We start from the raw sequence: 25,521 nt of genomic DNA on the forward strand, positions 1-25,521 counted from the left end.
CTGCCGTTGAGAGGAGAAAGCGGAACGGCCGGGCCACCTCCCCGGTGAAGGGAGGCGGACCCGGCCGTCCGTCAGAAGTACAAGGCGCTGCTGGTGATCAGCGCTTCGAGTACTGAGGAGCCTTACGGGCCTTCTTGAGGCCGTACTTCTTGCTCTCCTTGACCCGGGCGTCACGGGTCAGGAAGCCGGCCTTCTTCAGGGCCGGTCGGTCGTCCGGCTCGCTGACGATCAGCGCCCGGGCGATGGCGAGGCGCAGCGCACCGGCCTGGCCGGTGGTGCCGCCGCCACGCAGGTTGGCGATCACGTCGAAGGCCTCGGCCTTCTCGGCGGTGACCAGCGGGTCCTTGATGAGCTGCTGGTGCACCTTGCTCGGGAAGTAGGCCTCGAGGTCCCGGCCGTTGCAGGTGATCTTGCCGCTGCCGGGGACGATGCGCACCCGGACGATGGCCTCCTTGCGCCGACCCACGGTCTGGATCGGGCGGTCGCCACGAGGCGCGCGGGCGACGGGCGCCGGCGCCTCGGTGGCCTCGGGGGCAACCTCGGTGGCGGTGATGTCGGTCATGCTGCTTCCTTCGCCCGCGCTCACTGCGCGATCTGCTTGATCTCGAACGGCACCGGCTGCTGCGCGCCGTGCGGGTGCTCGGCACCGGCGTAGACCTTCAGCTTCTTGAGAATCTGACGGCCCAGCTTGTTGTGCGGGAGCATGCCCTTCACGGCCAGCTCGATGGCCCGCTCGGGCCGCTTGGTCAGCAGCTCGTCGTAGCCGACCCGCTTCAGACCACCCGGGTAACCGGAGTGGCGGTAGGCGATCTTCTGCTGGCGCTTGTTGCCGGTCAGCGCGACCTTGCCCGCGTTCACGATGACGACGAAGTCGCCCGTGTCGACGTGCGGCGCGAAAGTCGGCTTGTGCTTGCCACGCAGCAGCGTGGCGGCGTGGGTCGCCAGGCGGCCCAGCACGACATCAGAGGCGTCGATGACGTGCCACTGACGCTCGATCTCACCCGGCTTCGGGCTGTACGTACGCACAGGTCTACCTTGTCTCGTCGTCGGTCTGGGGTCGCGCGCCGAGGTGACCAGGCGCGCACGAACGACCAAGCGTACCTGATGCGGCACGCCTCTGAATGTCGTACAACAGCAGGCAACGATACCCGGCCGCCCCGCGGCAGGTCAAAACGGGGTCCCGCCCCGCGTAGCCTGCGCCTTCACCATGGCGGAGGTCACACGTCGGCCAGCTTACGCCGCCCCGGGCGCAGGTACACCACCCAGGTCACCGCGAAGCAGAGCGCGTACCAGCCGATGAAGGCCAGGTAGGCCGCGTCCGCGGTGCCGGAGGCGAGGAAGGACTGCCGGAAGGCCACGTTCACCAGCACCCCGCCCGAGGCGCCGACCGCCCCCGCGATGCCGATCAGCGCCCCGGACAGCCGCCGCGCCCGCCGCTCGGCCGCCGCCCGGTCCCCGGTCAGCTCCGCCTCGGCCGCGGCCCGAGCCCGGAAGATCGCCGGGATCATCTTGTAGGTCGACCCGTTGCCGAACCCGGAGAAGACGAAGAGCGCCAGGAACCCGACCAGGTAGAGCGGGAAGGAGCGGTCCCGGGCGGCGTACAGCACCAGCCCGGCGCCGGCGGCCATCGCGACGAAGTTCCAGAAGGTGACCCTGGCCCCGCCGAGCCGGTCGGCGAGCTGGCCACCGAGCGGCCGGATCAGCGAGCCGACCAGCGGCCCGAGGAAGGTCAGCCAGGCGGCGTCGACCGCCGTCGGGAACCGGTCCTGGAACTGGAGCTGGAGCACCTGGCCGAAGGCGAAGCCGAAGCCGATGAACGAGCCGAAGGTGCCGACGTAGAGCAGGGACATCACCCAGGTGTGCGGCTCCCGGGCCGCCGCGCGCAGGGCACCGGGCTCATTGCGCGCTCCGGGGATGTTGTCCAGCCAGCGCACCGCCGCGAGGGCGGCGAGCACGATCAGCGGCAGGTAGACCGCCGGCACCAGCCGGGGGTACGCGGCCCCGGCGGTGGCCAGCACCGCCAGCCCGACGAGTTGGACCGCCGGCACCCCCAGGTTGCCGCCGCCGGCGTTGAGGCCGAGCGCCCGGCCCTTGAGCCGCTCCGGGAAGAAGAGGTTGATGTTCGCCATCGAGGAGGCGAAGTTGCCACCGCCGACCCCGGCCAGGCAGGCCAGCACCATCAGCGTGGCGTACGACACCCCGGGCTCGATGAGCAGCGCCATCGGCACCGCCGGCACCAGCAGCAGCAGCGCGCTCACCACGGTCCAGTTCCGCCCGCCGAACCGGACCACCGCCAGGGTGTACGGCAGGCGCAGCACCGCGCCCAGCGCGGCCGGCACGGCGGTGAGCAGGAACTTCCCGGCCGGGTCGATGCCGTACTCGGGGCCCAGGAAGAGCACCATCACCGACCAGAGGCTCCACACGGAGAAGCCGACGTGCTCGGCGAAGATCGAGACGTACAGGTTGCGGCGGGCGACCGGGGCGCCGGTGCCCTCCCAGAACTCGGGGTCCTCGGGGCGCCAGTCGGTGATCGGCTCCCGGCGCCCGGCGGCGGCCGGGGCCAGGGTCGTGGGGGAAACGAGCGTACTCACGGCGACTCCTCCTCGTCGGCGACGAGGGGGACGCTAGGAACGGGGGGTTTCCCGACCATGCCCGTCAGGGGTCGTTCCGGAAACGGAGAGCGCACGTCCGCCGGGGATCCGTGGTGAGCCGGTCAGATCTCCTGGAGGATGCGCAGCGCCCGCCCGACCCGCTGCATGGTCTCGGTGTCGGCCACGTCCACGCACTCGGTGAACCACTTCTTCATGGGCGAGGAGAGCCGGTCGGGCATCACCACGTACCCGCCCATCGGCACGGCGAGGGGCGAGTCGCGCAGCAGTGACTCCTCGACCACCTCGGCCACCATGACGATCGGCACGTCGGTGGAGTTGTAGACGTCGGAGCTGATCACCAGACCGAGACGTTCCCGGGCGCCGGAGATGCGCCAGACCTCTCCCCTACGCAGCACGCGGACGCCCGCCGCCGAAGAGGGCGTCGTCGACCATCGCGGCCTCCTGGGCGTCGGCCAGGGCTGCGGACTCCAGGTCGAGGCCGGCGCGGCCGACGGCGGCGGCGTGCGCGGTGAAGACCTCGCGCAGCGCCTTCTCCCGGGCGGCCTGGTCCATCCAGGCGGAGAGGGAGAGCCCTTCCCGCTTGGCGAACCGGCGCGCTTCCTCGATCGTCTCGTCGGAGAACGACAGTGTCACCTTTGCGGTCATGCCGGAGAGATTACCCATCGGTATGACTGCCAGTCATCCCCGCTCGCGCCGGTCGCCGAACCGGACACCCGGGCACGCTCAGCGACGGCGGCCTCCGAACACCGCGAACCGCCACTCCTTGAAGAAGCAGTCCACGTCGGCCAGGCCGGCGTCGGTGAGCCAGCGGCACTGGTCGGCCACCGGCGCCGGCCGGTCGTGCCGCATCCGCTCCCGGGCCGCCGCGATCTCCTCGGCGTCCGAGCCGAGCTCGGTGATCCGGGCCGTCCAGATCTCGTCGTAGCGCCGGTCCAGGGCGGGGGTCGGGCCGGCCACCTGCTCGGCGTTGACGAAGACCCCGCCGGGCGCCAGCGCCTCGGCCGCCCGCCGGTAGAGCGCCCGCTTGCCGTCGTCGTCGAGGTGGTGGATGGCCAGGGCGGAGATCACCGCGTCGTACCGGCCGGCGGGCAGCGGGTCGGTGAGGTCGGCGAGCACCGTCCGGTGCGGCACGTCCCGGGCGGCCAGGTGGCCGGTGGCCACCGCGAGCATGCCGGGCGCCGCGTCGACCAGGGTCAGCCGCACCCCGGGGACCGCCGCGGCGAGCAGCAGGGAGAGCAGGCCGGTCCCCGCGCCCAGGTCCAGCACCTCGGGGGTACGCCCCGCGGCGAGCGCCGCTCGCAGCGGCGGTGCGGCCACCTCGACCGCCGTGCCGTAGAACGCGTCGAAGCAGGGCACCAGCCGGCGTCGGGCCTCGTCGTAGCTCCCCGCCACCGCGTCGAACGCGTCCGCCACACTCATCGCGCCTCCCAGCATTCAGGATTCTTTTCCCACATTCTAAACCCAGCGGTCCGGCTCGTCAGTCCCGTGCGGTGTGAGGCGCTCTTGACAGGACCGAAACAGCAGGGACCCGGACCGGAAACCGCCCGCCGGCACGCTCTTCGGACATGACGGACGGTGCACACGTGGCGACGCGACCCGCGGCGCGCCCCCGGGAGGCGGCCACCCACTGCCCGTACTGCGCCCTCCAGTGCGGCATGGTGCTGCGCGAGACCGATCGCCGGACCGAGGTCGTCCCCCGGCAGTTCCCCACCAACCGGGGTGGCCTCTGCCAGAAGGGCTGGACCGCCGCCGAGCTGCTCGACCACCCGGACCGGCTGACCACCCCGCTGCTGCGCGACCGGCCCGGCGCCGAGCTGCGCCCGGCGAGCTGGGACGACGCCCTCGACCGGGTGGCCGCCGGCATCCGCGCCACCCAGCACCGGTACGGGCGGGACGCGGTCGCGGTCTTCGGCGGCGGCGGGCTGACCAACGAGAAGGCGTACGCCCTCGGCAAGTTCGCCCGGGTGGCGCTGCGGACCCGGCACATCGACTACAACGGACGCTGGTGCATGTCCTCGGCCGCGGCGGCCGGACTGCGCGCCTTCGGCGTCGACCGGGGGCTGCCCTTCCCGGTGGCCGACCTCGGCCGGGCCGACACCCTGCTGCTGGTCGGGGCGAACCCGGCCGAGACCATGCCGCCGCTGATGCGGCACCTCGCCGACCAGCAGCGCCGGGGTGGGCGGCTGATCGTGGTCGACCCCCGGCTCACCGCCACCGCCCGCCAGGCCGACCGGCACCTGCAACCGCTGCCCGGCACCGACCTGGCGGTGGCCAACGCGCTGCTGCACGTCGCGCTCACCGAGGGCTGGATCGACCGGGGGTACGTTGCCGACCGCACGACCGGTTTCGACGAGGTGCGCCGGACCGTGACCGGCTACTGGCCGGCCGAGGTGGAACGCCTCTCCGGCGTACCGGTGGCCGACCTGGAGGCGACCGCCCGGGCGCTCGCCACTGTCGACCGCGCGATCATCCTCACCGCCCGGGGCGCGGAACAGCACGCCAAGGGCGTGGACACGGTCACCGCCTTCATCAACCTGGCGCTCGCCCTCGGCCTGCCCGGCCGCCCCGGCTCCGGCTACGGCTGCCTGACCGGCCAGGGCAACGGGCAGGGCGGCCGGGAGCACGGACAGAAGGCCGACCAGCTGCCCGGCTACCGGCGGATCGACGACCCGGCGGCCCGCGAGCACGTCGCCCGGGTCTGGGGCGTGGCCGCAGAGGACCTGCCCGGGCCCGGCGTGCCCGCCTACGCCCTGCTGGACTCGCTCGGCACCGCGACCGGCCCCCGGGCGCTGCTCGTCTTCGGCTCCAATCCGGTGGTCTCCGCGCCCCGCGCGGCCCGGATCGAGTCCCGGCTGCGCGACCTGGACCTGCTGGTGGTGGCCGACTTCCTGCGCTCCGAGACGGCCGAGCTGGCCGACGTGGTGCTGCCCGTCGCCCAATGGGCCGAGGAGGACGGCACGATGACCAATCTGGAGGGTCGGGTGCTGCGCCGCCGCGCGCTGCGCGAACCGCCGCCCGGGGTCCGCACCGACCTCGCCGTCCTCGCCGCCCTCGCCGCCCGCCTGCGAGGAGGGGCCCCTTCTTGTCGCATTCCGCACAACAGGGGACCCTTCCTGACACCGGTCGAGGGTTTTGCGATCGATCCGCGTGCGGTGTTCGCGGAGCTGCGGCGGGCCTCGGCCGGCGGGCCGGCGGACTACGCCGGGGTGAGCTGGGAGCGGATCGAGCGGGACGAGGGCGTCTTCTGGCCCTGCCCGGACCCGGACGGGCCGGACACGCCCCGGCTCTTCGCCGAGTCCTTCCCGACCCCCGACGGCCGGGCCCGATTCCGGGCGGTGACCCACCGGCCGGCCGCCGAACCGGTCTGCGCCGACTATCCGCTGCACTTCACCACCGGCCGGGTGCTCGCCCAGTACCAGTCCGGCGCGCAGACCCGGCGGGTCGCCGCGCTGCGCCGGGCGGCCCCCGGCGGCTTCGTCGAGCTGCACCCGGACCTGGCCGACCGGCTCGGCGTGGCCGAAGGAGACGAGGTGCGGGTGGTCTCCCGCCGCGGCGAGCTGCGCGCCCCGGCCCGGCTCAGCCCGGCGATCCGGCCGGACACCGTCTTCGCACCGTTCCACTGGCCGGGCGCGGCCCGGGCCAACTCGGTCACCAACGACGCCGTCGACCCGGTCTCGGGAATGCCCGAGTTCAAGATCTGCGCCGTCCGGGTGGAGAGGGCATGAGGATCGTCATCGTCGGCTACGGGATGGCCGGGGCGCGGGTCGCCGCCGAGCTGCACGCGCGGGGCGGGGACCGGAAGGTCACCGTGCTCGGGGCGGAGCCGCACCGGGCGTACAACCGGATCATGCTGTCCACCCTGCTCTCCGGGAAGATCGACGAGCCGGACGTGGAACTGGCCGAGGTCGCCGGGCAGGGCGTGGACGTCCGGACCGGGATGGCGGTCACCGCGATCGATCGGGCTACCCGCGAGGTACGCACGGCCGAGGGCGTCCGGTACGGCTACGACCACCTGATCCTCGCCACCGGCAGCCGGGCCGTGGTACCGCCGCTGCCCGGACTCGACCCGCCGCCCGACCGGGTGGTCCCGTTCCGCACCCTGGACGACTGCCGACGGATCCTCGCCGCCGCCCGGGACGCCCGCAGCGTGCTGGTGCTCGGCGGCGGTCTGCTCGGGTTGGAGGCGGCCCGCGGGCTGGCCGCCCGGGGACTGGACGTGACCGTGGTCCACCCCGTCGGGCACCTGATGGAACGGCAGCTCGACCCGACGGCCGGGGCGGTGCTCGCCAACACCCTCGCCGGGCTCGGGGTGCGGACCCGGTTGGGGGTCACCGCGACCGGCGTGGCCGCCGACGCCGACGGCGTCCGCCTCGACCTGGCCGACGGCGAGTCCCTCGGCGCCGACCTGCTGGTGCTCTCCTGCGGCGTACGCCCCGACACCGCCCTGGCCGCCACGGCCGGGCTGGCCGTGGACCGGGGCGTGGTGGTGGACGACCGGATGCGGACCAGCGACCGGCACATCTCGGCGATCGGCGACTGCGCACAGCATGCCGGGACGCTGACCGGGCTGGTCGCCCCGGCCTGGGCGCAGGCCCGGGTGGTGGCCGAGGTGCTGTCCGGCGGCGACCCGCTCGCCCGGTACCGGCCCCGGCCGGCGGTGACCCGGCTGAAGGCGGCCGGCATCGATCTGGCCGCGATGGGCGACGCCGCCGGCGGGACGGTCGACGGCGGGCCGGTCGAGGAGCTGACCTTCGCCGACCCGGCCCGGGGCACCTACGCCCGGCTGCGGATCCGCGACGAGCGGCTGACCGGGGCGATCCTGCTCGGGGACAACCCGGCCGTCGGCACCGTGGTGCAGCTCTTCGACCGGGGTGCCCCGGTGCCCGCGGACCGGCGGTCGCTGCTGCTCGGGCGGGCGTTCGGCACCGCGCCGGCCACTCCGGCCGCGTCCCCGGCGCTGATGCCGGGCGCGGCCACGGTGTGCCAGTGCAACGACGTCAGCAAGGGCGCCCTGGTGGCGTGCTGGCGTTCCGGCGCCCGCAGCGTCGCGGAGCTGTCGGCGGCGACCCGGGCCGCCACCGGCTGCGGCGGCTGCCGGGACGCGGTGGCCGGCATTGCCGACTGGCTCGCCGAGGCGGACCCGGTGGCGGCCCGATCCGGACGCGCCCGGGCAGGTGACGGGACTGACCGCGTGGAGGTGACGCGATGAGCGAGCGAAGCGAGCGAATCAGCCGGCTCAGTGCGACGGTGCCGCATGCCGGCACTGCTCGCGGTCCGACCCCCGGCCGAGGCTGCGGCGACGGTGCTGCACCGTCCGATGCGGCCGGGGCTCGGACCGTTCGGCGAAGCGGAGTGCCGGCATGAGCGGCGGCAGGCTGGTGGTCGTCGGCAACGGCATGGTCGGACAGCGCTTCGTCGAGGCGCTGCGGGCCCGGGACCACGACCGGCGCTGGCGGGTGACGGTGCTCGCCGAGGAGCGGCGGCCGGCGTACGACCGGGTACGGCTCTCGGCCTTCTTCGAGGGGGTCAGCGCCGAGGAATTGAACCTGCACACCCCCGACGACGGGGTGGAGCTGCGTCTGGGCGAGCCGGCCCTCGGCATCGACCGGGACCGGCGGGTGGTGCGCACCGCGGCCGGCGAGCACCCGTACGACGCGCTGGTGCTGGCCACCGGCTCGTCCGTCTTCGTGCCGCCGGTGGCCGGCACCGACCTGCCCGGGGTCTTCGGCTACCGGACGCTGGACGACCTGGCGGCGATCCGGGAGTACGCCGGCCGCCGGCGGACCGGCGCGGTGATCGGCGGCGGTCTGCTCGGCCTGGAGGCGGCGAACGCGCTGCGCCTGCTGGGGCTGGTGACCAGCGTGGTCGAGTTCGCGCCCCGGCTGATGCCGGTGCAGGTGGACGAGGCGGGCGGGGCGATGCTGCGCCGCTACGTGGCGGAGCTGGGTGTCACCCCGTACCTCGGGGTGGCCACCAGCGCGCTGCGTTCCGGCCCGGACGGCGCGGTCGCCGTGCTGGAGCTCTCCGACGGGCGCACGGTCGACGCCGACCTGGTCGTGGTGGCCGCCGGCATCCGGCCCCGGGACGAACTGGCCCGCGCGGCCGGGCTGCCGCTCGGCCCGCGCGGCGGGGTGCTGGTCGACGCGACCTGCCGGACCGCGGACCAGCGGATCTGGGCGGTCGGCGAGTGCGCGGCGGTGGACGGCACCTGCCACGGCCTGGTCGCCCCCGGGTACGCGACCGCCGAGGTGGTCGCCGACCGGCTGCTCGGCGGGGCGGCCACGTTCCCCGGCGCGGACACCGCCACCAACCTGAAGCTGCTCGGGGTGGACGTGGCCTCGTTCGGCGACGCGCACGGCGCCACCCCGGGCTGTCTCGACGTCACCTTCACCGACCCGGCCACCCGCGCGTACGCGAAGCTGGTGCTCTCCGACGACGCGCGGACGCTGCTCGGCGGCGTGCTGGTCGGCGACGCGAGCGCCTACCCGACGCTGCGGGCGAGCGTCGGCGGGCCGCTGCCCGCTCCCCCGCTGGCGCTGCTGGCCCCGGCCGGCGGCGCGGGCACCGGGGCCGGTGCGTTGCCGGCCGCCGCGCAGGTCTGCTCCTGCAACGCGGTGACCCGGGCGGATCTCGACGCGGCGATCGCCGGCGGGGCGACCGATGTGCCGGCGCTGAAGGCGTGCACCCGGGCCGGCACGAGCTGCGGCTCCTGCGCGCCGATGCTGAAGCAGCTCCTCGACGCGGCCGGGGTGCGGCAGTCCACCGCGCTCTGCGAGCACTTCGACGCCGGCCGGCAGGGGCTGTTCGACCTCGTCCGGGTCCGGGGGATCCGGACGTTCTCCCAGCTCATCGCCGAGCACGGGCGGGGGCGCGGCTGCGACATCTGCAAGCCCGTGGTGGCCTCGATCCTCGCTTCGCTCGGCACCGGGCACGTGCTCGACGGCGAGCAGGCGTCCCTCCAGGACACCAACGACCACTTCCTGGCCAACCTGCAACGCGACGGCAGCTACTCGGTGGTGCCGCGGATCCCCGGCGGGGAGATCACCCCGGAGAAGCTGATCGTGATCGGCGAGGTGGCCCGGGACTTCCGGCTCTACACCAAGATCACCGGCGGGCAGCGGATCGACCTGTTCGGGGCCCGGGTCGAGCAGCTCCCGCAGATCTGGCGGCGGCTGGTCGACGCCGGCTTCGAGTCCGGCCACGCGTACGGCAAGGCGCTGCGGACGGTGAAGTCCTGCGTCGGCGAGACCTGGTGCCGGTACGGCGTGCAGGACTCGGTCGGGCTGGCCGTCGCCCTGGAGCTGCGCTACCGGGGGCTGCGCGCCCCGCACAAGCTCAAGTCGGCGGTCTCCGGCTGCGCCCGGGAGTGCGCCGAGGCGCGCAGCAAGGACTTCGGCATCATCGCCACCGAGACCGGCTGGAATCTCTACGTGGGCGGCAACGGCGGCTTCCGCCCCCGGCACGCCGACCTGTTCGCCACCGATCTGTCCACAGAAGCGCTGATTCCGCTGATCGACAGATTCCTGATGTATTACATCCGCACCGCCGACCGGTTGCAACGCACCGCCGCCTGGATCGAGGCGATGGACGGCGGCCTGGACCACCTGCGGTCGGTGCTCGTGGACGACTCGCTCGGGCTCTGCGCCGAACTCGACGCGGCGATGGCCCGGCACGTCGCGTCGTACTCGGACGAGTGGCGGGACGTGCTCGAGGACCCGGAGCGGCTGCGCCGCTTCACCTCCTTCGTCAATGCGCCCGACGTGCCCGACCCGTCCATCACGTTCGCGGTCGAACGCGGCCAGCCGGTGCCGGTGCGCGGGGTGCCGCCGGGGGCCGGCCCCGACCGCCGTCGCCAGCCGGTCGCGCTCGGCCTTCCGGAGGTACGCCGATGAGTCCGTTGAGCACCGTGGACTGGACGCCGGTCTGCCCGCTGGACCGGCTGGACCCCGATCGTGGGGTGGCCGCGCTGGTGGACGGGGTGCAGGTGGCCCTCTTCCGGACCGGTGCCGAGCTGTACGCGGTCGACAACCTGGACCCGGTCGGCGGCGCGTGCGTGATGTCCCGGGGGATCGTGGGCAGCCGCGGCCGTGTCCCGACGCTCGCCTCCCCACTGCACAAGCAGGTCTACGACCTGCGCACCGGGCGGTGCCTCGACCTCCCGGGCGTGGCGCTGCGGCGGCACGAGGCGCGCTGTCGGAACGGACAGGTCGAGGTGCGGCTGCGACAGGAGGAGTGATGCGGGACGAACTGGCCGGCTTCACCATCGGGGTCACCGCCGACCGGCGGCGTGACGAGCTGGCCGCGCTGCTCCAGCGGCGCGGTGCGCGGGTGGTGCTCGCCCCCGCCCTGCGGATCGTGCCGCTGGCGGACGACACCGACCTGCGCGAGGCCACCCGGGCCTGCCTCGACCGGCCGCCGGACGTCCTGATGGCCAACACCGGCATCGGCATGCGCGGCTGGCTGGAGGCGGCCGAGGGGTGGGGGCTGGCCGAGCCGCTGCGCGGCCTGCTCTCCCGGTCGTACGTGGTGGCCCGCGGCCCGAAGGCGACCGGCGCGATCCGGGCCGCCGGCCTGCGCGAGCACTGGTCGCCGGCCTCGGAGAGCTGCGACGAGGTGATCGACCACCTGGTCCGGCGGGGGGTGGCCGGCCAGGTCGTCGCCATGCAGCTGCACGGCGAGCGGCAGCCGGAGTGCACCCAGGCGCTCGAGGCGGCGGGGGCCACGGTGATCGAGGTGCCGGTTTACCGGTGGGCGCCGCCCGCCGACCCGGCCCCGCTGCACCGGCTGATCGACCTGGTCGCGGGGCGGCTGGTCGACGCGGTCACGTTCACCTCCGCCCCGGCGGCGGAGGCGATGCTGCGGGCGGCCGGGGACCGGACCGAGACGGTGCTGGCGGCGCTACGGGGTGACGTGCTGGCCAGTTGCGTCGGCGCGGTGACCGCCGAGCCACTGGTGCGGCGCGGGGTGCCGGTGAGCGCCCCGAACCGGGCCCGGCTCGGCGCCCTGGTCCGGACGATCGTCGACGAGCTGCCCCGGCGGACCGTCACCGTGAAGGCCGGCGGGCACCTGCTGACCCTGCGCGGGCACGCGGCCGTGGTCGACGGGGAGCTGCGATCGCTCGCCCCGGCCCCGATGGCGGTGCTGCGGGCGCTCGCCGCGGCGCCCGGCAAGGTGCTGTCCCGCACCGCGCTGCTGCGTACCCTGCCCCGGGGCGCGGACGAGCACGCGGTGGAGATGGCGGTCGCCCGCCTGCGGGTCGGACTGAACGCCCCGCGCGTGGTGCAGACGGTGGTGAAGCGCGGTTATCGGCTCCGGGTGGAATAAGCCGGAGGGGCCCTGCGCCGCCGCCTTCGGTGGCGGAGACGGGGCCATGTCGACACGTACCCGGACCGCCGCACCGGGCAGGCTGCGTCAGCCGACCGAGGCCGGGTAGCCGTGCTCGGCCTGGAGGCGGAGCATGGCGTGCTCGACGACGGTCACCAGCACCTGCTTGACCGAGTCGCGCTGCCGGGCGTCGCACATCACCAGCGGCACGTCCGGCGAGATCGCCAGCGCCTCGCGGACCTCCTCCGGCTCGTACTGCGGCGCCCCGTCGAACCGGTTCAGCGCCACCAGGTACGGCAGGTTGCGGTTCTCGAAATAGTCCAGCGGGGCGAAGGCGTCGGTGATCCGGCGGGTGTCCACCAGGACGGCGGCGCCCACCGCACCCCGGATGATCTCGTCCCACATGAACCAGAAGCGGGTCTGGCCGGGCGTGCCGAAGAGGTAGAGGATCAGGTCCTCGGCCATGGTGATCCGGCCGAAGTCCATGGCGACCGTGGTGGTCTCCTTGCCGGGCACCTTCGACGGATCGTCGATGCCCACTCCGGCCGCCGTCATCAGCGCCTCGGTGGTCAGCGGCGTGATCTCGGAGATCGCGCCGACCAGGGTGGTCTTGCCCACCCCGAAGCCGCCCGCGACCACGATCTTCGCGGAGATGATCTCCCGGCTGCGGTTCGCCCCGGCGGGGTCATAGTTCGCGAAGTCCACTTAGCACCCTTCCAAGCAGGTTCATTCGCGCCGCGAACCCGGTGGCGGGAGCGGCAGTGTGTAGCGTCAGCAGGCTCTCGGCCACCATGTCGGCGACCAGCACCCGGGTGACGCCCAGCGGCATCCGGGTGTACGCGGCGATCTCCGCGAGCGACTGCGGTCGGCTCTCGCAGACCGAGGCGATGCGGTACTTGTCGTGCCCGGCGAACCGCGCCTCGGCCGACTGGGTCGCGGTGCAGGACAGCACCGCCTCCAGCGCGATGTTCTGCAACGGCTCGGTGCGGCCACGGGTGACCGCGTACGGTCGCACCAGCGCCCCACGCGGGTCCCGTCGTGGTTCCATCTCGCGATCACCTCCCTCCGTACGGAGCCGGGCCGGCTCCGGATCACCAAGTCACACCGGACGCCCGGTCAGGACCGGACGGCATCCCTCGGCAGCGGGGACAGCGCCTGGCCGACCCGCTCCACCAGCAACGCCATCTCGTAGCCCACCTGGCCGACGTCGCAACTCCGGGCGGCCAGCACCGCCATCGACGAGCCGTCGCTGATCGACATGAGGAACAGGTATCCGCTGTCCATCTCGATCACCGTCTGGAGCACCGCGCCGGCGCTGAACATCCGCGCCGCACCCTCGGTCAGGCTCACCACGCCGGAGGTGATCGCGGCGAGCTGGTCCGCCCGGTCCGCCGGCAGGTCGCGGGAGGAGGCGAGCAGCAGCCCGTCCGCGGACACCGCCACCACGTGGGCGATGCCCGCCACGCTGTCGGCGAAGTTGGTGAGCAGCCAACCCATGTCCTGCATGGCCGCTGACCTGTTCATCGGTTCGTCTCCTTGGTCGAGGTGCTGTTCAGGTCCGCGCCCGCCGTCCGCCCCCGCTGCACACCGCGGTGGTAGGCCGACAGCAGGCCACGTACTTCGTCCGGCGTGCGCCGGGCTTGGGCCCGGCCACCCTTCGGCTCGATGCCGCCGGGCACGAGCTGGGCCTGCGGCACCCGCTTCGGGAGGCCGGAGCGGGTGGTGCCGCCGGTGCTGGGCTCCGCGGCCCGGCTGGCCCGCGACCAGCCCTCGTCCGCCGCCGTCCGCCAGGCGCCCGGGTCGGCTGCCGGTGGCGCCGGCGGAGCGACGGCGGCGGACGGCACGGTCGGCGGGCTGTACGGCGGCGACGTGGTCACCCCGGCGGCCTGGGCGCCCGGGGTACGCGTCGGCAGCGGCGGCGCGGCCGCGGCGACCGGCTGCGCCGGGGCGGCTGCCGACTCATCGTCGAACCGGGGGCGGGCGAACATGGTGGTCTCGTCCTCCCCGTGCGACCGGAACCAGACGGCCTCCATCTCGCGGAAGATCGGCGCCTCGGCCGGCTGGGCCATCGTCGGCACGGTCTCGACGGGCGGGGCCGCCGCGACCGGCTGGTAGGCCGGGGCCGGCGGGTAGGTCGGGGCCGGCGGGTAGGTCGGGGCCGGCGGGTAGGTCGGTGGCGCGAGCGGAGCGCGGTCGACCGGGGCGACGCCCTCGCCAGCCGGGGTCCGCTTCGGCAGCGGGTCGCGCGGGGGGTATGCGTGGTCCGGCGTGGTCGTCGCGTACCCGGCACCGGAGACGGGGGTCGCCGGCGCGGGCGGCGTGGACGCGACCGGGGCGGTCGTCGGGACGGTCGGCAGGCTCGGCAGCGCGCCGGCCACCCCGCCCACCTGCCCGGCCGGACCACTGTCCCGCGCCTCGGCGGCGGCCTGCCAGCGGGCGGGCGGCGGGGCGGCGCTCCGCCACTGGTCGGTCAGGGTCGCCGTGGCACCCCGCTCGGCCAGCGGTTCGGCGGCGGCGCCGAGCTGGCTCAGCGGGGCCGGCTCGACGGCAAGCGGCTGGCGCGACCCGATGAGCGGGGCCTGGCCCCGGTTGGCCGGCAGCACCACCGCGGAGTTGGGCAGGGTCACCTGGGCGACGGTGCCGCCCTCGACGTTGCGCCGCAGCTCCACCCGAATGCCGTAGCGGGAGGCGAGCCGGCTCACCACGGCCAGACCCATCAGCCGGAACGCGGCCACGTCCACCGTGGGCGGGGCGGCCAGTCGCCGGTTCAGCGAGTCGAGCTGCTCGTCGCTCAGGCCCAGACCGCGGTCCTCGACCTGAATCAGCACGTAGTCGCGGATCCGCCGGCCGTCCGCGACCACCGTGGTGTTCGGCGGAGAGAAGCGGGTGGCGTTGTCCAGCAGTTCGGCGACCAGCCGGACCACGTCGTTGACCGCCTGCGAGGCGACCGAGATGTCGGTGTCGACGGTGCCGAACTCGATCCGGTTGTAGAGCTCCACCTCGGACTGGGCGGCGCGCAGCACGTCGACCAGGAGCGCGTCCTCGCGGCGCGGGACGGCCGAGTCGGCGCCGGCCAGCACCAGCAGGTTCTCGTCGTTGCGGCGCATCCGGGTGGCCAGGTGGTCGAGCTCGAAGAGCTGGGCGAGCCGCTTCGGGTCCTCCTCGCCGCGTTCGATCGCGTCCAGTTCGCCGATCATCCGGTCGACCAGGCTCTGCGACCGGCGGGCCAGGTTGAGGAACATCGCCGAGACGCTGGTCCGCAGCGCGGCCTGCTCGGCCGCTACCCGGACCGCCTCCCGGTGGACCACGTTGAAGGCCGCCGCCACCTGGCCGACCTCGTCGCGGTTGGTCAGCTTGATCGGGTCCCGGACCTGCTGGACGATCTCGTCCACGCCGCCGTCGCCGATGGCGTTGACGCTCTGCAGCCGGCTCACCGCGTCCGGCAGGTCGTGGTTCGCCACGGCCAGGGCACCCTCGCGCAACCGGCGCAGCGAGTCGTTCAGCGAGCGGGCCAGCACCACGGCCAGCGTCACGGCGATGAGCAGCGTGAGCAGGACGAGCAGGCTCTCCACGACGGCCTGCCGGATGACGTTGGCCCGGACCGCGTCGGCGTCGGCGAGCAGCCGGTCCTGGAGCTGGATCTCGGCCCACCGCATGAGGTCGTCGACCGCGCCGATGGCCGCCGCGGCGTCGTCCCGGCCGACCAGCGGGCTCTGGTTGACCGAGCGGGACACGTCGGTGGCGACCCGGTCGGCGAGCTGTACGGCGTCACCGGAGACCGTGCCGTCCACCAGGGCCCGCTGCTCCGGCTCGGCGGCGCGGGAGAAGGAGAGCAGGGCCTCCTGCTGGCCGGTCAGGGTGGCCACGAAGGAGGAGAACTGCTCCTCGTCGAGCTGGCCGGTGGAAAGGGCGGTGAAGACGACCGCCTCCTCCTCGGCGACCTCCGCCTTGGCGTGGGAGAACGCGGCCACCGCGCGGCGGGCGTCGGCGATGCCCTCGGCGCCGGGCTGCTGGGCGAGGGTGTCGCCGTACGCGACGAGGTCGTTGAGGATGATGCCGTAGCGCAGGCTGGCCTCGGCCACCGGCATCTGCCGCCGGTCCAGCACCTCCTGGCGGGTGCCGTTCAGCGTGGCCAGGTGGTCCTCGACGACCTTGAGCCGGTCCGACACCGAGCGGGGCACGTCGCCGAGCCGCCCCCGCTCCGCCCGGTACGCCGCGATCCGCTCGTCGGTACGCCGGACCCGCAGGTTGTAGTCGTCCGGCTTCTGTTCCGGCGCGGCCAGGTACGCGGCCGCCGCCATCCGCTCCTTGTGCAGGTCCTGGGCGAGCGCCGAGACGTCGATCGACAGTGCGGTGAGCGACCGGATCCGGGTGGCCTCGTACGCGCCCTCGCCGACCGAGACGAGTCGGATGGTTGCCAGCGCGATGACGGCGGCGACCGGAACGACCAGGATGAGGGCGAGCTTGGAACGGATCCGCGCGTCACGCAGCCGAGGAACTCGTCGTCGCCGGTTTCGTTGGTCGACGCCAGGGCTCTCGGGCAGGGTCGTAGGTCCGGTGCTCACGACATCGCCTCCGTCGATTCTTCCACGCCTGACCCGCCGACCGGTGCCTGGTGCGGCGGGCGGCGCCGCGCGCGGCACGGCCGCGATTTCATCAGACGTATTGCTGTTTGGGAAGCCGCAGTGAGACAGGAAACGGTCGGCGGCCACTCAACCGGTGCAGCGGTCAACTAATACCTTCATTTTCTCAAGCCCCTGAACTGGGGATGTAACTCCAGAGTGGTCGGTCGCAGCTAAGCGGTAATGGTTCGTTAACGTTCCGTGTCGCCAACATGTGGGACGGGTGTCCCGAAACGGCTCGCGACATCCGTGCTTGACCACACGGCCCGGCATTGGCAAGGTTTTGCAGGCTTCGCGCACACCGTACGGCACACCAACCCCGTTCCTCCACTGAGGACGGACGAGCGGCGGTGATCGGGCGTACACCCCGCGCCGCACCTGGAGGACTGAGTTGAGCCCCATCCGCTCCGCGAGCATCGCGGCGCTCGCATCGGCCGTGCTGGCCGCCACGCTCACCGGCTGCCAGTTCGGCGGGGAGCAGCAGGACAGCAGGCCGATCGTGATCGCCGCGGACCTCGAACTTTCCGGCGCATCCGCGGCGATCGGCAAGGTGTACCAACGGGCCCTGGAACTGAAGGTCGAGCAGTTGAACTCGTCCGGCGCGCTCGGTGCCCGGAAGATCGAGCTCAAGGTGAAGGACAACCGCTCCGACGCCGCCGAATCCTTGCGTAACATCAACGATTTCAGCGGCGACTCCCGGGTCAGCGCCATCATCATGGGCGGTTGCAACGAATGTGCGGTCGGCGCCGCCCGCACAATCGGCGAAAAGCACATTCCGACCGTCGCGCTCGCCTCCTCCGCCGCGATCACCGAACCGGTCGCCGAACGCCGCTACGTCTTCAAGCTCGCCCCGAACGCGGCCGACAGCGCCGCGGCGCTCACCACCGAACTGAAGCGGCGCGGGCTCGCCAAGGTGGCCGTGCTGCACAGCGCCGACAACTACGGCCAGGAGGGGCTGGCCGCGCTGCAGGGCGAGTTCGACAAGGCCCGCATCCGAATGGTCCGCGCCGAAGCGGTACGCGGCACCGACACCGACGTCAGCGGCCAGGTCGGCCAGCTCGTCGGGAAGAAGCCCGAGGCGCTGGTCGTCTGGACGCCGCCGGAGCAGGCGGCACTGGCCGCCGCCAACGCCCGGCAGGACCGGTTCGCCGGCGACCTGTTCTTCGACGCCTCGGCCGCCGGCGACCTCTTCCTCGGCGCCTCCGCCCGCTCCACGGAGAAGGCGACGTTGATCTTCACTCAGACCATGGTGATCGACGACGTCATCGCCACCACCCCGGCCAAGGCCGCCCGGCGGCAGTGGTTCCAGGACTACACCGCCCGCTACGGCGGCTACAACGGCTTCTCCTCGTTCGCCGCGGACGCGGTCCAGCTCATCGCGGACGCCGAACTGCGCGCCGGCGACGAGTCGGGGACGGCGCACCGGGACACCCTGCGGGACGTGCTGGAGACCTCGCAGCTCGACGGGCTCTCCGGGCCGATCCGGATGACGCCCGACAACCACTCGGGGTTGATGCCGCAGGCGTTGACGACGCTCGTGGCGCGTGGGGGTCGCTGGCGTCTCGCCGGGTAGTGGTTGCGCTGGGGGGTGTGGCCCCACCGCAACCGGCCCCGGGCGGTCAGGCTTGATCCCTCCGCCGGTTGCGGTGGGGCCACACCTTCGGTGGTTCCGCGCCGTCCGTCCGTCCGTCCGTTTCTGTGGACCTCGGGTGTCTACGGTCGACCCGAGGTCCACTGTCGACGGGCAGCACCTCGCCGCCGAGTGGTTACCTTGCGGAGGTGGTGGCTCTTACCCAGGGGAGGGTCAGGCGTTCGAGGAGGGTGAGGGCGGAGTAGAGCAGGATGCTCATCAGGGCGACCAGCACGATCGCCGCCCACGCCGTCGCGGTGTCGCCGATGCCGTTGTACTGGATGATCTGGTAGCCCAGCCCGGGCTTGTCCGAGTAGAACTCGCCGATGACCGCGCCGATCGCGGCGAGCGGCATCGCCACCTTCAGCCCGACGAAGATCTGCGGCAGGGCGGCCGGGAAGCGCACCTTGCGGAACGCCTGCCACCACGACGCGTTGAGCGAGCGGGCCAGTTCGGCCATGTCGACCGGGGTGGTGGTCAGCCCGGTCGCGGTGGACAGCACGATCGGGAAGAAGCAGAGCAGGAACACCATGGTCAGGATGGGTTTCTGCCCCCAGCCGACGGCAACCACGAGCAGCGGGCCGAACGCGATCTTCGGCACCGCGTTGACCGCCACCAGCAGCGGCGCGAACATCCGCTCCACCCGGCGGGAGGCGGCCAGGGCCATCCCGATCAGCACGCCGGCGATCGACGAGAGCAGGAAGCCGAAAAGGGTCATCCAGATGGTGATCCCCAGCGCCGGCAGCAGCACTTGCATGCTGGCGGTCAGCCCCTGCCACACCGCCTGCGGCGGTGGCAGCACCGCCGGGTGGACCAGGTGCAGCCCCGAGCTGACGAGCCACCAGGCCGCCACCGCGATCACCAGCCCGAGCGCCGGCAGCCCCACCGCCGCCGGGCGTACGCCGGACCGGGTCGGGGCGGCCGTGGCCGGCGCCGACGTCCCCGGCCGGGCTGCGGTCAACTGCGTCAACGTGTCCTCCTCTCTCCGCCGGCCGGACGGCCGGCACGCGAAGGGGGTGCGCCCCGCCGGAACCCCGGCGGGTGCGCACCCCCGTTGTCCGAGCCGGCCGGTCAGGCCTTCGGCGCGAGGTTGAAGTCGATGATCTGGTCGGGGGTCAGGTTCTGCTTGAGCGCGCCCGCGCCCTGCAGCAGCGCGATGCTCTTGGCGACCCGACCGCTGTCCAGGGTGCCCAGCGCGGTGCCGGAGTTGTTGGACCGGACGTACGCGGCCATCAGCTGGAGCTCGGCGGCGGCCGCGGCGGGGTTGGCGGCGTCCACGTACTTCTTCAAGATCTGGCCCGCCTCCTCCGGGTGGGCCAGGGAGTACTCCAGGCCCTTGATCAGCGCCGCGGTGAAGCGCTTGACCATCTCCGGCTTCTCCTTGGCGATCTTGCTGGAGGTGATCAGCGCGTTGCCGTAGAGGTCCTGCATCACGTTGCTGTACGGCAGCACAACCGGCTTTTTCTTGGTCACCGCCTCGACGGTCGGCTGGCCGACCACGAACTGGCCGATGCCGTCCACCGAGCCGGCGCCCAGCATCCCGATCAGTCCCGCTGCGTCACCGTTGACCCAGGTCACCTTGCTGGCGTCGATGCCGGCCAGCTTGGCGTACGTCGGGAAGAGGTTGTACACGACGGAGAATTTGGTGTCGGCGAGCCTCTTGCCCTCCAGGTCCTTCGGCGTGGCGATGTTCTTGCCCTCGACCGAGACGATCGCGGCCATGGTGCGCTGCTGGATCGCCGCCACCGCGACGAAGTCCTTGGCCTGACCGTTGCCCATCTGGAGGATGCCACCGGTCAGGTCGATCGGGCCGAAGTCGGCCTGGCCGCCGGTGACGAGCTTGATGACATCGCCCGTGCCCTGGCCCGGCTTGATCTCGACGTCGAAGCCGGCCTCCTTGAAGAAGCCCTTCTCCTTCGCCACCCAGGCGTACGAGTCGCGGCCGAAGTTGCCGAACGAGGTGAGATAGGTCACCTTCTCCAGCGCCGCGCCACCCGGGGCCTTGTCCGCGGCCTTGTCCGAGTCGCTGCTGCAACCGGAGACCAGGGCGAGGGCGGTGGCCAGCGCGGCAGCGGCGACCGAACGGGTCAGCCTTCTCATCAGTGCACCATGTCCTTTCCGACCAGGCATGTTCGCCCGGGCGGGTCGTGGGTCCGACGGTGTCGGCACGAGGGGCAGCCGACGGGACCGTCGTGAGGGGACTCTTCGCGCGCAACAGCGTACGAGAAGCTTCTTGCCGCGACGTCCGGCCTCCGGTTGCGGTACGGAAACGAAGTTGCCCAACGGAGAGGGGGTCTCCGTCCATTCCGAACGGTGCTATGAGGAGCGACTCCCGCTACGCTGGTCCGGCTCGCACTCGCGACGTGGAAGGGAGCTGGCGGGAGATGATCCGGCTGTCCGGGGTGTCCCGCACCTTCGACGGCCGCTCCGGGCGGGTGGAGGCGCTGCGCGACATCGACCTCGACGTCGCCGAGGCCGAATTCGTCGCCGTCCTCGGCCGGTCCGGTTGCGGCAAATCGACCCTGCTCCGCATGATCGCCGGCCTACTGCCGGTCACCGCGGGGGAGATCACCGTCGCCGACACGCCGATCACGAAGCCCCGCCGGGACATCGCCATGCTGTTCCAGCGGCCGGCCCTGCTGCCCTGGCGTTCGGTGCTGGACAACGTCCTGCTCCCGGTGGAGATCTTCGGCTGGAGCCGGGCGAAGCACCGCGACCGGGCCCGGGAGCTGCTGGAGATGGCCGGGCTGGGCGGCTTCGAGAAGCGCCTGCCGCACGAGCTCTCCGGCGGCATGCAGCAGCGCGTCTCGCTCTGCCGGTCGCTGATCGGCGAACCGCGCGTGATGCTCATGGACGAACCCTTCTCCGCGCTCGACGCGCTCACCCGCGAGGAACTCGCCGGCGAGCTCCAGCGGGTGCACATGGAGACCCGGGCGACGATCGTCTTCGTCACCCACTCGATCGACGAGGCGGTGCTGCTCGCCGACCGGGTCGTCGTGCTCAGCCCACGCCCCGGCCGGATCCGCGAGGTGGTCGAGGTCAAGGTGCCCCGGCCGCGCACCCTCGGCCGCCACGAGCACCTCGCCGAGGTAGCCCGGATCAGCGCCGAGCTGCACGAGCTGCTGATGGAGCGGGAGCCCACCACGCCCAGGCAGGCCGAGCCGACCGACGGGACCGAGACGCCGGCGGCCGCCGGCACGGGAGGGCAGTGACCATGCGGGTGTCGGTGTTCACCGAACCGCACCGCGGGGCCAGCTACGACGACCAGCTCCGGTTCGCCCGGCGGGTCGAGGAGACCGGCTTCGAGGGCTTCTTCCGGGCCGACCACTATCGGTCGATGGGTGACGAGCCGGGCCTGCCCGGCCCCACCGACGCCTGGCTGACGCTCGCCGCGCTGGCCCGGGAGACCTCCCGGATCCGGCTCGGCACCCTGGTCACCTCGGCCACCTTCCGCCTGCCCGGGCCGCTGGCCGTGATGGTGGCCCAGGTCGACCAGATGAGTGGCGGCCGCGTCGAGCTGGGCATCGGCGCCGGCTGGTACGAGCGGGAGCACACCGCGTACGGCATCCCGTTCCCCGGTGTCGCCGTGCGGTTCGACCGGCTCGCCGAACAGCTCGAGGTCGTCACCGGGCTGTGGCGCACCCCGCCCGGCGAGACGTACAGCTTCAAGGGCGAGCACTACCAGCTCCTCGACGCGCCGGCGCTGCCCAAGCCGGTGCAGCGCCCCGGTCCGCCGGTGATCGTGGGCGGCCGGGGCCCGAAGCGCACCCCCGAGCTGGCCGCCCGGTACGCGGACGAGTTCAACATGCCGTTCAAGACCGTCGCCGAGACGGCCGCCGCCTACCAGCGGGTACGCGGGGCAAGCGAGCGGGTCGGGCGTACCGCCTCGGGGCGGGCGCCGCTGGTGCTCTCCGCCGGGGTGGTGGTGGCCATCGGGCGGACCGACGCGGAGGCGCGGCGGCGGGCCGCGCCACTGCACGTCAAGAGCGCCCTGCCGCCGGAGGACCCGGTGATCGGCTCCCCCGCGCAGCTCGTCGACCGGCTCGGCGAGTTCGCCGCGGTCGGGGCCACCCGGGTGCACCTGCGCCTGATCGACTTCGACGACCTCGACCACCTGGAGCTCATCGCCGCCGAGGTGCTCCCCCAACTGGACGGATCCCGATGACCAGCCTCTCCGCCGACCTCGAACTCGGCCCGGTGGGCCAGGAGATCGTCTACGAGAACGACCGGGTGCGCGTCTGGCACATCCGGCTGGAGCCGGGCGAGCGGCAGCCGCTGCACCGGCACCACCACCCGTACCTGGTGGTGGCGATCCAGGGCGCGAAGAACGTGGTGCAGACGATCGACGGCACGAAGATCGACGCCGATGAACCGACCGGCGGCGTGGTCTACCGCGACCCGGGCGCCGTGCACATGCTGACCAATGTCGGGGACACCACCTACCTGGCCCGCCTGGTCGAGCTGAAGTAGTCGCCCGGACGCCACTGCCTCGCGTAAAGAGTGGCAAGTGGCGATCGACCGCACCGGGCCGTAACGTGCCCGACATGGCCTTTCGGACGTGGGGCAGGCTGCCGTTCACGGCGCTCGGAGTGAGCGTGCTGGCCGGGGCCGGCCAGCTCGGCATCGCGTACGGGTTCGGCGTCGTACGCCTCAACGGCGCGTTCGCCGACGGTTCGATCAACCGGTGGCCCGCCCAGCTCGCCTGGGTCGGCTGGTTCGCGGCGATCGCCGCGGTGGCCGGCGCCGTCGCGACGGGACGCCTCGCCCGCCGGGACGGGTCCCCGGGTGGCACCACCGAACAGCTCTCCGTCGCCGGCGCCGCCGCGCTCGGCGCGACCGTGGTCGCGCTGCTCTGCATGCAGCCGGCCCGCACCGCCGAACTCGGCGGCACCGTCGACCCGGTCTGGGCGGTCGGCATCTGCGCGATCCTCGGCGCGCTGGTCGGGGCCGGCGCCGCCATCGCCGTCCTGCTCAAGCCGCCGTTCGGGTGGAACATCGCGCTGACCGCCGCGGCCGTCTGGGTGCTTGCGCTGGTCTCCGTCGCGCCGACGGTGACCTCGAACGGGCCGCTGCGCACCGTACGCCTCGGGGTCCTCGAACCGTCCTGGCTGGACGCCGCGGCGGCGCAGCGCCTGGCCATGCTGGTCCTGCCCACGATGGCCCTGCTCGCCGGCGCGGTGACCGGCGCGCGGGCCCGCCGGCAGGGCCACCTTCCGCTGGTTGCCGGGGCGGCCGGGGTGGCCGGACCGGCGCTGCTCGCCTTCGCGTACCTTACCGCCGGCCCCGGCGCCGCGGCCGACCACTACCAGCTCGCCCCCTACTACGGCGCGCTGATCGCGGTGGCCTCCGGCGCGCTCGGCTCGGCCGCCGCCACGGTGCTGCGCCGACCCGCGCCGGCCGCCGACACCGACACCGACACCGACACCGACGCGATCGAGCCCACCGACATCCTCCAGCCCCTCCCGGCCTCGGCCGCCACTCCGGTCGCGTCGGCGACCGCGAGCGGGTCCGCGCTCGCCGCACCGTCGGCTGCCGTCGGTGCGGCGGACGGGTCGGGCGGGTTCGGTACCGCCTCGGATGGCGGCTCGCCCGCCCCCGCCCACTGGGACTGGCCGGCGCCGTCCGGCGTCACCCCCGCACCGGTACCGGCCGGCTGGACGGTGTCCGGGCACACCGCCTCCGACGACCGTGTCCCGCCGATGGTGCCGGCGGACGACGCCACCGCCCCGGTCGTACCGGTGGCGGAGGCGCCGGCGAGCGCGGCGGAGATTGACGGCCGGGACGAGGTCGCTGCCCGCGAGGCCGACGACCTGACCCGCAACCTGCCCGTGCCGGGACTGCTGCCCGCGGGCCGGCGGACCTCCGCCATCGACGTGCTCGCCGCAGGTCGCCCGGCCACCCATCCGTCCGCCGAGCGCGAGCGGCGGGGCTCCGCCCGCCCGACGCCGTCGTCTGCCGACCTGGCACCGCCGGAGCGGACCCCGGAACCGCCCCGGAGCGCCGCCGGGGCGGCAGCGCCGGAGCCGGCGCCGCCGGCTGAGGAGCAGCCGGCCCTGCCTCCGGAGTCGGCGTCGCCGGCCACGGATCGGACCGCCGCGTCCGCCGAGCCGCCGGCGCCGGCGCGTGCGGGGCAGCGCGGAGCTGAGCGGTCCGAGGGCGACGGTGGCGCAGCCCCACGGAACAGGCGCGTCCCGGCCAAGACCGGCGTGACGAGCGACCCGGCGGCCGCCGTCCCGTCGGCCACGGAGGGCCCGACCACCAGCGGCCTGTCCACCGCGCCGGCGACCCCGCGGGCTGGCGGGAATGAACTGCCGACCTCGCCGGCGCCGCGCGCGGCCGGCGGGCGCCGCTCCCGCCGCGCCACCGCGTCCCAGGCGGAACCGGGCGCCGCCGGAACGGACCCGACCGGGCCGGACGCCCCTCGCGCGGGCGGGCGGTCCAAGCGCGGACGCAAGGCCACCACCGGCGCGGTCCCCGGCTCCGAGCCGGTCGGGACGACACCGGCCGAGCCGGCCGCCGAGCTCGACGTGCCGGCACGGCCGGAGGTCGCCCCCGCGCTCCCCGAACCAGCGAGCGCCCAGCCTGCCGGGGCGGACGACGAGCGGACACCGGCCCTCGGCGGCAGCTCACCCGGGCCGGAGGCCGCGACCGCCGAGCCGAGCACGACGAGCAACTTCTTCGCCGACGAGCCGGTCGGACCCGACGTCCCCGGTCCGCTCGACACCCCGGCGTCGCCCCGTCCGCGCTTCCCGATCTTCGAGGACGTGACCGACCGGCCGGGCGAGGTCCGGCCGGCCTGGCCGATCACACCCGGGCCGAGCTGGCCGGTCACCCCGCGCGGCACCACCGCCCCGGGCGCTCCGGGCCCGACCGGCGCAAACGGCGACAGCGCCGCCCCGGCGGACGAGGCTCGGCCCGCACCGGCCCCACGTCCCCGCCACCGGGCCCTGCCGGACCTGTCCCGGCCGGATTGGGACGCCTTCGACAACGCCCGACCCACCACGCCGGTCGTACCCGGTGACTCGCCGGGCCACGGCCGGCACGCCGACCCGGACGAACCCGCCGAGGCGGCCCCCGACCCGACCGACCCGACCGAGGCGGCCGAGGCGACCGAAGAGCCGGGCGCCGGGAAGGCGAAGGCACGGCGGGGCCTGTTCCGGCGCAACCGGGCCAAGGGTGCCGAGGTGGCGGAGCCCGACCACGAGTCCGCGCCGCTGCCCGCGAAGGACGAGGAGTACGTCGACTGGGTCGCCGGCCTCGCCTCGGACGACGACACCGACGACACCCGCACGCTGCGCACCGGCCGCCACCACCGCGATTGACCCGGTGGCCG

The 25,521-nt window shown here is 73.8% G+C and carries 22 protein-coding genes; 10 read left to right on the forward strand and 12 right to left on the reverse strand.

Going from position 1 to position 25,521, the window contains the following annotated elements; translation table 11 throughout:
• Positions 1-97: 97 nt before the first annotated feature.
• The 6 genes from rpsI to ACFYOS_RS01670 form a co-directional block, all read right to left on the reverse strand.
• Positions 98-562: a 30S ribosomal protein S9 gene (rpsI, locus tag ACFYOS_RS01645; protein ID WP_030501567.1), complete on the reverse strand. Its 465-nt coding sequence runs from the start codon at positions 560-562 to the stop codon at positions 98-100.
• A gap of 20 nt (positions 563-582) precedes the next feature.
• Entirely contained in the window at positions 583-1,026 is a 444-nt protein-coding gene (gene rplM / locus ACFYOS_RS01650; protein WP_387134841.1) for a 50S ribosomal protein L13, read from the reverse strand.
• 191 nt (positions 1,027-1,217) lie between these two features.
• Entirely contained in the window at positions 1,218-2,591 is a 1,374-nt protein-coding gene (locus ACFYOS_RS01655; RefSeq protein ID WP_387134843.1) for an MFS transporter, read from the reverse strand.
• Between the two features lie 122 nt (positions 2,592-2,713).
• Positions 2,714-3,007, reverse strand: a complete 294-nt coding sequence (locus tag ACFYOS_RS01660; protein WP_387134846.1) for a hypothetical protein — start codon at positions 3,005-3,007, stop codon at positions 2,714-2,716.
• Positions 2,997-3,257 carry a DUF6364 family protein gene (locus ACFYOS_RS01665; RefSeq protein ID WP_265007346.1) on the reverse strand — a complete coding sequence of 87 codons (261 nt, stop codon included), beginning with the start codon at positions 3,255-3,257 and terminating at the stop codon, positions 2,997-2,999. Before ACFYOS_RS01665 ends, ACFYOS_RS01660 begins: the two co-directional genes overlap by 11 nt.
• Positions 3,258-3,335: 78 nt before the next feature.
• Positions 3,336-4,031: a class I SAM-dependent methyltransferase gene (locus tag ACFYOS_RS01670; RefSeq protein ID WP_387134849.1), complete on the reverse strand. Its 696-nt coding sequence runs from the start codon at positions 4,029-4,031 to the stop codon at positions 3,336-3,338.
• 146 nt (positions 4,032-4,177) lie between these two features.
• On the opposite strand from ACFYOS_RS01670, the gene ACFYOS_RS01675 reads away from it, so the two are divergent.
• The 5 genes from ACFYOS_RS01675 (at position 4,178) to ACFYOS_RS01695 (ending at position 11,936) form a co-directional block, all read left to right on the forward strand.
• Positions 4,178-6,337, forward strand: coding sequence for a molybdopterin oxidoreductase family protein (locus ACFYOS_RS01675; RefSeq protein WP_387134852.1), 2,160 nt, complete (start codon positions 4,178-4,180; stop codon positions 6,335-6,337).
• Positions 6,334-7,821: an FAD-dependent oxidoreductase gene (locus ACFYOS_RS01680; protein ID WP_387134855.1), complete on the forward strand. Its 1,488-nt coding sequence runs from the start codon at positions 6,334-6,336 to the stop codon at positions 7,819-7,821. Before ACFYOS_RS01675 ends, ACFYOS_RS01680 begins: the two co-directional genes overlap by 4 nt.
• A 151-nt stretch (positions 7,822-7,972) precedes the next feature.
• Positions 7,973-10,504: a nitrite reductase large subunit NirB gene (gene nirB, locus ACFYOS_RS01685; RefSeq protein ID WP_387134858.1), complete on the forward strand. Its 2,532-nt coding sequence runs from the start codon at positions 7,973-7,975 to the stop codon at positions 10,502-10,504.
• The gene (gene nirD / locus ACFYOS_RS01690) at positions 10,501-10,848 is read left to right on the forward strand and encodes a nitrite reductase small subunit NirD (protein WP_387134860.1); all 348 of its coding nucleotides are present in this window, start codon (positions 10,501-10,503) and stop codon (positions 10,846-10,848) included. Before nirB ends, nirD begins: the two co-directional genes overlap by 4 nt.
• The gene (locus tag ACFYOS_RS01695) at positions 10,848-11,936 is read left to right on the forward strand and encodes a uroporphyrinogen-III synthase (RefSeq protein ID WP_387134862.1); all 1,089 of its coding nucleotides are present in this window, start codon (positions 10,848-10,850) and stop codon (positions 11,934-11,936) included. Before nirD ends, ACFYOS_RS01695 begins: the two co-directional genes overlap by 1 nt.
• An 87-nt stretch (positions 11,937-12,023) precedes the next feature.
• Here ACFYOS_RS01695 and ACFYOS_RS01700 read toward each other — a convergent pair whose 3' ends face one another.
• The 4 genes from ACFYOS_RS01700 to ACFYOS_RS01715 form a co-directional block, all read right to left on the reverse strand.
• The gene (locus ACFYOS_RS01700; protein ID WP_387134865.1) at positions 12,024-12,641 is read right to left on the reverse strand and encodes an ATP/GTP-binding protein; all 618 of its coding nucleotides are present in this window, start codon (positions 12,639-12,641) and stop codon (positions 12,024-12,026) included.
• Positions 12,622-12,984, reverse strand: coding sequence for a DUF742 domain-containing protein (locus ACFYOS_RS01705; RefSeq protein WP_387134868.1), 363 nt, complete (start codon positions 12,982-12,984; stop codon positions 12,622-12,624). Before ACFYOS_RS01705 ends, ACFYOS_RS01700 begins: the two co-directional genes overlap by 20 nt.
• A 68-nt stretch (positions 12,985-13,052) precedes the next feature.
• Positions 13,053-13,460 carry a roadblock/LC7 domain-containing protein gene (locus tag ACFYOS_RS01710; RefSeq protein ID WP_387134871.1) on the reverse strand — a complete coding sequence of 136 codons (408 nt, stop codon included), beginning with the start codon at positions 13,458-13,460 and terminating at the stop codon, positions 13,053-13,055.
• Positions 13,457-16,501 carry a nitrate- and nitrite sensing domain-containing protein gene (locus ACFYOS_RS01715; RefSeq protein ID WP_387134874.1) on the reverse strand — a complete coding sequence of 1,015 codons (3,045 nt, stop codon included), beginning with the start codon at positions 16,499-16,501 and terminating at the stop codon, positions 13,457-13,459. The genes ACFYOS_RS01710 and ACFYOS_RS01715 overlap by 4 nt, the downstream gene beginning before the upstream one ends.
• A 448-nt stretch (positions 16,502-16,949) precedes the next feature.
• Between ACFYOS_RS01715 and ACFYOS_RS01720 the strand changes: the two genes are divergently transcribed.
• Positions 16,950-18,131 carry an ABC transporter substrate-binding protein gene (locus tag ACFYOS_RS01720; protein ID WP_387134877.1) on the forward strand — a complete coding sequence of 394 codons (1,182 nt, stop codon included), beginning with the start codon at positions 16,950-16,952 and terminating at the stop codon, positions 18,129-18,131.
• Between the two features lie 193 nt (positions 18,132-18,324).
• On the opposite strand, the gene ACFYOS_RS01725 is transcribed toward ACFYOS_RS01720, so the two are convergent.
• Together ACFYOS_RS01725 and ACFYOS_RS01730 are read right to left on the reverse strand one after the other, a co-directional pair.
• Complete coding sequence (locus ACFYOS_RS01725) at positions 18,325-19,158, reverse strand: ABC transporter permease (protein WP_387134879.1); 834 nt, start codon at positions 19,156-19,158, stop codon at positions 18,325-18,327.
• Between the two features lie 101 nt (positions 19,159-19,259).
• The gene (locus ACFYOS_RS01730; RefSeq protein WP_387134882.1) at positions 19,260-20,288 is read right to left on the reverse strand and encodes an ABC transporter substrate-binding protein; all 1,029 of its coding nucleotides are present in this window, start codon (positions 20,286-20,288) and stop codon (positions 19,260-19,262) included.
• A 284-nt stretch (positions 20,289-20,572) separates the two neighbouring features.
• On the opposite strand from ACFYOS_RS01730, the gene ACFYOS_RS01735 reads away from it, so the two are divergent.
• From ACFYOS_RS01735 to ACFYOS_RS01750, 4 genes are all read left to right on the forward strand, one after another.
• A complete protein-coding gene (locus ACFYOS_RS01735; RefSeq protein ID WP_387134886.1) occupies positions 20,573-21,400 on the forward strand; it encodes an ABC transporter ATP-binding protein in 828 nt (275 codons plus the stop codon).
• 2 nt (positions 21,401-21,402) lie between these two features.
• Positions 21,403-22,353 carry an LLM class F420-dependent oxidoreductase gene (locus ACFYOS_RS01740; RefSeq protein WP_387134889.1) on the forward strand — a complete coding sequence of 317 codons (951 nt, stop codon included), beginning with the start codon at positions 21,403-21,405 and terminating at the stop codon, positions 22,351-22,353.
• Entirely contained in the window at positions 22,350-22,658 is a 309-nt protein-coding gene (locus ACFYOS_RS01745) for a cupin (protein WP_387134892.1), read from the forward strand. Before ACFYOS_RS01740 ends, ACFYOS_RS01745 begins: the two co-directional genes overlap by 4 nt.
• A gap of 74 nt (positions 22,659-22,732) precedes the next feature.
• Positions 22,733-25,510, forward strand: coding sequence for a hypothetical protein (locus tag ACFYOS_RS01750; protein ID WP_387134894.1), 2,778 nt, complete (start codon positions 22,733-22,735; stop codon positions 25,508-25,510).
• Positions 25,511-25,521 lie beyond the last annotated feature (11 nt).

This window comes from Micromonospora sp. NPDC005806, from assembly GCF_042871425.1.
GTDB lineage: Bacteria > Actinomycetota > Actinomycetes > Mycobacteriales > Micromonosporaceae > Micromonospora.

What these genes read in the sequence shown, in the direction of transcription:
- rpsI (WP_030501567.1), bottom strand. Translation starts at nt 562, where the DNA reads ATGACCGACATCACCGCCACCGAGGTTGCCCCCGAGGCCACCGAGGCG.
- ACFYOS_RS01665 (WP_265007346.1), bottom strand. Translation starts at nt 3,257, where the DNA reads ATGACCGCAAAGGTGACACTGTCGTTCTCCGACGAGACGATCGAGGAA.
- ACFYOS_RS01670 (WP_387134849.1), bottom strand. Translation starts at nt 4,031, where the DNA reads ATGAGTGTGGCGGACGCGTTCGACGCGGTGGCGGGGAGCTACGACGAG.
- ACFYOS_RS01675 (WP_387134852.1), top strand. Translation starts at nt 4,178, where the DNA reads ATGACGGACGGTGCACACGTGGCGACGCGACCCGCGGCGCGCCCCCGG.
- ACFYOS_RS01680 (WP_387134855.1), top strand. Translation starts at nt 6,334, where the DNA reads ATGAGGATCGTCATCGTCGGCTACGGGATGGCCGGGGCGCGGGTCGCC.
- nirB (WP_387134858.1), top strand. Translation starts at nt 7,973, where the DNA reads ATGAGCGGCGGCAGGCTGGTGGTCGTCGGCAACGGCATGGTCGGACAG.
- nirD (WP_387134860.1), top strand. Translation starts at nt 10,501, where the DNA reads ATGAGTCCGTTGAGCACCGTGGACTGGACGCCGGTCTGCCCGCTGGAC.
- ACFYOS_RS01695 (WP_387134862.1), top strand. Translation starts at nt 10,848, where the DNA reads ATGCGGGACGAACTGGCCGGCTTCACCATCGGGGTCACCGCCGACCGG.
- ACFYOS_RS01705 (WP_387134868.1), bottom strand. Translation starts at nt 12,984, where the DNA reads ATGGAACCACGACGGGACCCGCGTGGGGCGCTGGTGCGACCGTACGCG.
- ACFYOS_RS01710 (WP_387134871.1), bottom strand. Translation starts at nt 13,460, where the DNA reads ATGAACAGGTCAGCGGCCATGCAGGACATGGGTTGGCTGCTCACCAAC.
- ACFYOS_RS01730 (WP_387134882.1), bottom strand. Translation starts at nt 20,288, where the DNA reads ATGAGAAGGCTGACCCGTTCGGTCGCCGCTGCCGCGCTGGCCACCGCC.
- ACFYOS_RS01735 (WP_387134886.1), top strand. Translation starts at nt 20,573, where the DNA reads ATGATCCGGCTGTCCGGGGTGTCCCGCACCTTCGACGGCCGCTCCGGG.
- ACFYOS_RS01740 (WP_387134889.1), top strand. Translation starts at nt 21,403, where the DNA reads ATGCGGGTGTCGGTGTTCACCGAACCGCACCGCGGGGCCAGCTACGAC.
- ACFYOS_RS01745 (WP_387134892.1), top strand. Translation starts at nt 22,350, where the DNA reads ATGACCAGCCTCTCCGCCGACCTCGAACTCGGCCCGGTGGGCCAGGAG.
- ACFYOS_RS01750 (WP_387134894.1), top strand. Translation starts at nt 22,733, where the DNA reads ATGGCCTTTCGGACGTGGGGCAGGCTGCCGTTCACGGCGCTCGGAGTG.